Source organism: Streptomyces sp. NPDC056160 (genome assembly GCF_042268205.1).
Classification (GTDB): domain Bacteria; phylum Actinomycetota; class Actinomycetes; order Streptomycetales; family Streptomycetaceae; genus Streptomyces.
Window position 1 is genome coordinate 1 of record NZ_JBHJUW010000269.1, and the last position, 5,094, is coordinate 5,094.

The 5,094-nt window shown below is 73.7% G+C and carries 6 protein-coding genes; 3 read left to right on the forward strand and 3 right to left on the reverse strand.

Going from position 1 to position 5,094, the window contains the following annotated elements:
• Positions 1 to 152 precede the first annotated feature (152 nt).
• Complete coding sequence (locus ACFC02_RS41585; RefSeq protein WP_376368071.1) at positions 153 to 272, reverse strand: SGM_5486 family transporter-associated protein; 120 nt, start codon at positions 270 to 272, stop codon at positions 153 to 155.
• 47 nt (positions 273 to 319) lie between these two features.
• The gene (locus tag ACFC02_RS41590; protein WP_376368073.1) at positions 320 to 1,678 is read right to left on the reverse strand and encodes a CynX/NimT family MFS transporter; all 1,359 of its coding nucleotides are present in this window, start codon (positions 1,676 to 1,678) and stop codon (positions 320 to 322) included.
• Between the two features lie 91 nt (positions 1,679 to 1,769).
• On the opposite strand from ACFC02_RS41590, the gene ACFC02_RS41595 reads away from it, so the two are divergent.
• On the forward strand, positions 1,770 to 2,462 hold the full coding sequence (locus ACFC02_RS41595) for a FadR/GntR family transcriptional regulator (RefSeq protein ID WP_376368075.1): 693 nt from the start codon (positions 1,770 to 1,772) through the stop codon (positions 2,460 to 2,462).
• A gap of 170 nt (positions 2,463 to 2,632) precedes the next feature.
• On the opposite strand, the gene ACFC02_RS41600 is transcribed toward ACFC02_RS41595, so the two are convergent.
• The gene (locus tag ACFC02_RS41600) at positions 2,633 to 3,325 is read right to left on the reverse strand and encodes a FadR/GntR family transcriptional regulator (RefSeq protein WP_376368075.1); all 693 of its coding nucleotides are present in this window, start codon (positions 3,323 to 3,325) and stop codon (positions 2,633 to 2,635) included.
• A 91-nt stretch (positions 3,326 to 3,416) separates the two neighbouring features.
• Here ACFC02_RS41600 and ACFC02_RS41605 point away from each other — a divergent pair, with 91 nt between their 5' ends.
• Entirely contained in the window at positions 3,417 to 4,775 is a 1,359-nt protein-coding gene (locus tag ACFC02_RS41605; protein ID WP_376368073.1) for a CynX/NimT family MFS transporter, read from the forward strand.
• Positions 4,776 to 4,822: 47 nt separating this feature from the next.
• A complete protein-coding gene (locus tag ACFC02_RS41610; protein WP_376368071.1) occupies positions 4,823 to 4,942 on the forward strand; it encodes an SGM_5486 family transporter-associated protein in 120 nt (39 codons plus the stop codon).
• The last annotated feature ends 152 nt before the right edge of the window (positions 4,943 to 5,094 follow it).

Here is a 5,094-nt window from a genome sequence, read left to right on the forward strand (position 1 = left end):
ATCGACCGGACCACCTACAAGGCCACCATCAGCATCAACATGCTCACAACCGACCCTTGACACGGCCCAGACCGCCCTAACTGAACGGCGTTGCCCCTAGGGGACGGGGGGCTGGCCCTACCCCGCACGGTCCGGGCCCGAGGCAACCGGGATCAGGGAGAGACGGCGGTCGCGACGATGGCGATGATCACGAAGATGGCGAGGAACGAGCCGAAGACCATCAGCATCTTCTTCTGGCTGTTCTTCGGGTTGGGGTCGAGCACAGGCTGCATGGCCCCAGTTTCGCACCTTCGTCCCGCGCGAACGCGCCGGGGGCGCCTCAGCGCGTCGCCTCGTCCTCCACGGTGCGGTCCCGGCCCGCCACCCAGCCCACCACCATCTGCGGGATCATGAGGCCGCACATGAGCGCGATGGGCACGCCCCAGCCGCCGCTGCTCTGGTTCAGGACCCCGACCAGCAGCGGCCCGGGGATGGATATCAGGTAGCCCGTGCTCTGGGCGAACGCCGACAGCTGGGCCACACCGGCGCCGCTGCGGGCCCGCATGCCGACCATGGTGAGGGCCAGCGGGAAGGCGCAGTTCGAGACGCCGAGCAGCACGGCCCAGGCCCAGGCTCCGCCGGCCGGTGCCAGGTACAGGCCCGCGTATCCGGCGAGGCCGCACACGCCGAGCGCGAGGACGATGGGGCCCTGGTGGGGCAGCCGGGTGGCCAGGCGCGGGATGACGAAGGCCAGCGGTACGCCCATCACCATGGTGACGGCGAGCAGCAGTCCGGCGGTGCCGGCGGACACGCCCGCGTCGCGGAAGATCTGCGCCATCCATCCCATGGTGATGTAGGCGGCGGTGGCCTGGAGTCCGAAGAAGACCGCCAGCGCCCAGGCGGTACGGCTGTGGGTGATCCGCAGGGCCGGGGCCTCCTCGCGCGCGGACGTCCCGGCGGCGGGCGTCTGCCCGGACTCCTGGGGCGTCTGTCGTCCGGCGTCCTGGGCGGCGGGTGCCGCGCCGCGGTCGCGGACCAGCGGCAGCCACGGGAGGACGGCGGCCAGGGCGATCACCGCCCACACGGCCAGACCCGGCTGCCAGTCACCGCCGAGCGCGTTGGTCAGCGGCACGGTCGCGGCGGCGGCGGTCGAGGTGCCGAGAGCGAGGGCCATCGAGTACAGGCCGGTCATCGAGCCGACCCGGTCGGGGAACCAGCGCTTGACGATGACGGGCATCAGGACGTTGCTGACGGCGATGCCCATGAGGGCGAGGGCGCTGGCGGCCAGGAACCCGGCCGTGCCGCCGGCGTAGGGGCGGACGAGCAGTCCGGCGCCGATCGCGGCCATGCCCGCGCACACCACGGCGGCGGGCCCGAAGCGGCGCGCGAGCCGGGGTGCCATGACACCGAAGACGGCGAAGCAGAGCGGGGGCACGGAGGTGAGCACCCCGGCCACGCTGCCGCTCATCCCGAGCCCGTCGCGGACCTCTTCGAGGAGGGCGCCGAGGCTGGTGATGGCGGGGCGCAGGTTCAGCGCGGACAGCACGATGCCGATGACGACCAGGCGCGTCGCCCACGCGCGCGTGGCGGGCGTCCGGGGTGCGGGGGCGGCCGCGGGCGCCCGGTCGGCGGCGGTCGCGGCCGGGTCGTGCCGCTCGGTCGGTGACGTCGGCGTCCGGGTTGTTTCCTCACGTGCCATGAGGCCCATCATAGAATGATGGGATGATTGACTGTCCAGTCCGTCCATGGTCCGGGACCCCGCTCCCGGGCCACGCCCGCGAAGGTGTGCCATGCCTCTGAGCCATCCGCGCCGCTCGGTGCTGTCCGAGCAGGTCATCGCGGCCCTGCGGAGCCAGATCGCCTCGGGCGAGTGGCCGGTCGGCTCGCGCATCCCGACCGAGCCCGAACTGGTGGAGCAGCTCGGCGTCGCCCGCAACACGGTCCGCGAGGCGGTTCGCGCGCTCGCCCACAACGGCCTGCTGGACATCCGCCAGGGGTCCGGCACGTACGTCGTGGCCACCAGTGAGCTGGCGGGTGTGATGCAGCGCCGGTTCGCCGGCGCGGACCCGCGACACATCGCCGAGCTGCGTTCCACGCTGGAGTCGGCCGCGGCGAAGCTGGCCGCCACGAGGCGCGGCGAGAAGGACCTCAAGCAGCTCGACGCGCTGCTCGTGCGCCGGGAGGAGGCGTGGGAGACCGGGGACGCGGAGGCGTTCGTGGCGGCGGACGCCACCTTCCACCTGGCGGTGGTGGCCGCCTCGCACAACGACGTCATGACGGCGATGTACGCGGACCTGGGCGAGGTCCTGCGGGACGCGCTGCGCGCCGACGTGGGCGCGGAACTGAGTGCGCGGGCGCACATGGACCACACGCCGCTGGTCGACGCGATCCGCGTGGGCGACGCGGAGGCCGCCGCCGCCGAGGCCGCGAGCTACCCGTTCCAGTGCCGTCCGGGGTGGGTCGCCCCGGCCGGGCGGGGGTGAGGCGTACCGAGCGGAACCCCCAAAGGGCTGGGCGGCCCGGCGCGGAACGGCTCGGCCCGGTCCGCCTCGTCCGCGCGCACACGCGCGCGTGTGCGCGCGGACGAGGCGGACCGGGCCGAGCCGTTCCGCGCCGGGCCGCCCAGCCCTTTGGGGGTTCCGCTCGGTACGCCTCACCCCCGCCCGGCCGGGGCGACCCACCCCGGACGGCACTGGAACGGGTAGCTCGCGGCCTCGGCGGCGGCGGCCTCCGCGTCGCCCACGCGGATCGCGTCGACCAGCGGCGTGTGGTCCATGTGCGCCCGCGCACTCAGTTCCGCGCCCACGTCGGCGCGCAGCGCGTCCCGCAGGACCTCGCCCAGGTCCGCGTACATCGCCGTCATGACGTCGTTGTGCGAGGCGGCCACCACCGCCAGGTGGAAGGTGGCGTCCGCCGCCACGAACGCCTCCGCGTCCCCGGTCTCCCACGCCTCCTCCCGGCGCACGAGCAGCGCGTCGAGCTGCTTGAGGTCCTTCTCGCCGCGCCTCGTGGCGGCCAGCTTCGCCGCGGCCGACTCCAGCGTGGAACGCAGCTCGGCGATGTGTCGCGGGTCCGCGCCGGCGAACCGGCGCTGCATCACACCCGCCAGCTCACTGGTGGCCACGACGTACGTGCCGGACCCCTGGCGGATGTCCAGCAGGCCGTTGTGGGCGAGCGCGCGAACCGCCTCGCGGACCGTGTTGCGGGCGACGCCGAGCTGCTCCACCAGTTCGGGCTCGGTCGGGATGCGCGAGCCGACCGGCCACTCGCCCGAGGCGATCTGGCTCCGCAGGGCCGCGATGACCTGCTCGGACAGCACCGAGCGGCGCGGATGGCTCAGAGGCATGGCACACCTTCGCGGGCGTGGCCCGGGAGCGGGGTCCCGGACCATGGACGGACTGGACAGTCAATCATCCCATCATTCTATGATGGGCCTCATGGCACGTGAGGAAACAACCCGGACGCCGACGTCACCGACCGAGCGGCACGACCCGGCCGCGACCGCCGCCGACCGGGCGCCCGCGGCCGCCCCCGCACCCCGGACGCCCGCCACGCGCGCGTGGGCGACGCGCCTGGTCGTCATCGGCATCGTGCTGTCCGCGCTGAACCTGCGCCCCGCCATCACCAGCCTCGGCGCCCTCCTCGAAGAGGTCCGCGACGGGCTCGGGATGAGCGGCAGCGTGGCCGGGGTGCTCACCTCCGTGCCCCCGCTCTGCTTCGCCGTCTTCGGTGTCATGGCACCCCGGCTCGCGCGCCGCTTCGGGCCCGCCGCCGTGGTGTGCGCGGGCATGGCCGCGATCGGCGCCGGACTGCTCGTCCGCCCCTACGCCGGCGGCACGGCCGGGTTCCTGGCCGCCAGCGCCCTCGCCCTCATGGGCATCGCCGTCAGCAACGTCCTGATGCCCGTCATCGTCAAGCGCTGGTTCCCCGACCGGGTCGGCTCGATGACCGGCCTGTACTCGATGGCCCTCGCTCTCGGCACCTCGACCGCCGCCGCCGCGACCGTGCCGCTGACCAACGCGCTCGGCGGTGACTGGCAGCCGGGTCTGGCCGTGTGGGCGGTGATCGCCCTGGCCGCCGTCCTCCCGTGGCTGCCGCTGGTCCGCGACCGCGGCGCGGCACCCGCCGCCCAGGACGCCGGACGACAGACGCCCCAGGAGTCCGGGCAGACGCCCGCCGCCGGGACGTCCGCGCGCGAGGAGGCCCCGGCCCTGCGGATCACCCACAGCCGTACCGCCTGGGCGCTGGCGGTCTTCTTCGGACTCCAGGCCACCGCCGCCTACATCACCATGGGATGGATGGCGCAGATCTTCCGCGACGCGGGCGTGTCCGCCGGCACCGCCGGACTGCTGCTCGCCGTCACCATGGTGATGGGCGTACCGCTGGCCTTCGTCATCCCGCGCCTGGCCACCCGGCTGCCCCACCAGGGCCCCATCGTCCTCGCGCTCGGCGTGTGCGGCCTCGCCGGATACGCGGGCCTGTACCTGGCACCGGCCGGCGGAGCCTGGGCCTGGGCCGTGCTGCTCGGCGTCTCGAACTGCGCCTTCCCGCTGGCCCTCACCATGGTCGGCATGCGGGCCCGCAGCGGCGCCGGTGTGGCCCAGCTGTCGGCGTTCGCCCAGAGCACGGGCTACCTGATATCCATCCCCGGGCCGCTGCTGGTCGGGGTCCTGAACCAGAGCAGCGGCGGCTGGGGCGTGCCCATCGCGCTCATGTGCGGCCTCATGATCCCGCAGATGGTGGTGGGCTGGGTGGCGGGCCGGGACCGCACCGTGGAGGACGAGGCGACGCGCTGAGGCGCCCCCGGCGCGTTCGCGCGGGACGAAGGTGCGAAACTGGGGCCATGCAGCCTGTGCTCGACCCCAACCCGAAGAACAGCCAGAAGAAGATGCTGATGGTCTTCGGCTCGTTCCTCGCCATCTTCGTGATCATCGCCATCGTCGCGACCGCCGTCTCTCCCTGATCCCGGTTGCCTCGGGCCCGGACCGTGCGGGGTAGGGCCAGCCCCCCGTCCCCTAGGGGCAACGCCGTTCAGTTAGGGCGGTCTGGGCCGTGTCAAGGGTCGGTTGTGAGCATGTTGATGCTGATGGTGGCCTTGTAGGTGGTCCGGTCGAT